This is a genomic window from Streptomyces griseus subsp. griseus (assembly GCF_000720255.1).
Classification (GTDB): domain Bacteria; phylum Actinomycetota; class Actinomycetes; order Streptomycetales; family Streptomycetaceae; genus Streptomyces; species Streptomyces griseus_I.
Genome location: NZ_JOJE01000226.1, coordinates 1 through 258, shown reverse-complemented (window position 1 = coordinate 258; position 258 = coordinate 1). Strand labels below are relative to the sequence as shown.

Sequence of the window (258 nt, the reverse complement as noted above, 5' to 3'; positions counted from 1 at the left end):
CGTGGCGGACCCGGCGTCCGTCGTCGGGGTGATCAGCGACTTCAGGACCGAGCACGGCATTTCGCACCGCGTCTCCTGCCGCGCCCTGGGCGTGAGCGAATCCTGGTTCTACAAGCACCGCACCCGTCAGCCCACCCGACGTGAGCTGCGCAGACAGCGCCTGATCGAAGCGGTGAAGGCAGAGTTCGAGACGTCCGGCGGCACCTACGGCTCGCCGAAGATCTGGATCAGGCTGGTGAGGCAGGGCTGGCGGGTCTC

Annotated in this window: 1 protein-coding gene; it reads left to right on the top strand. The window is 67.8% G+C overall.

Features of this window, described 5'->3' with window-relative positions:
* On the top strand, positions 1-258 hold a 258-nt coding region (locus IG99_RS43890), incomplete at both ends, for an IS3 family transposase (RefSeq protein ID WP_158973402.1).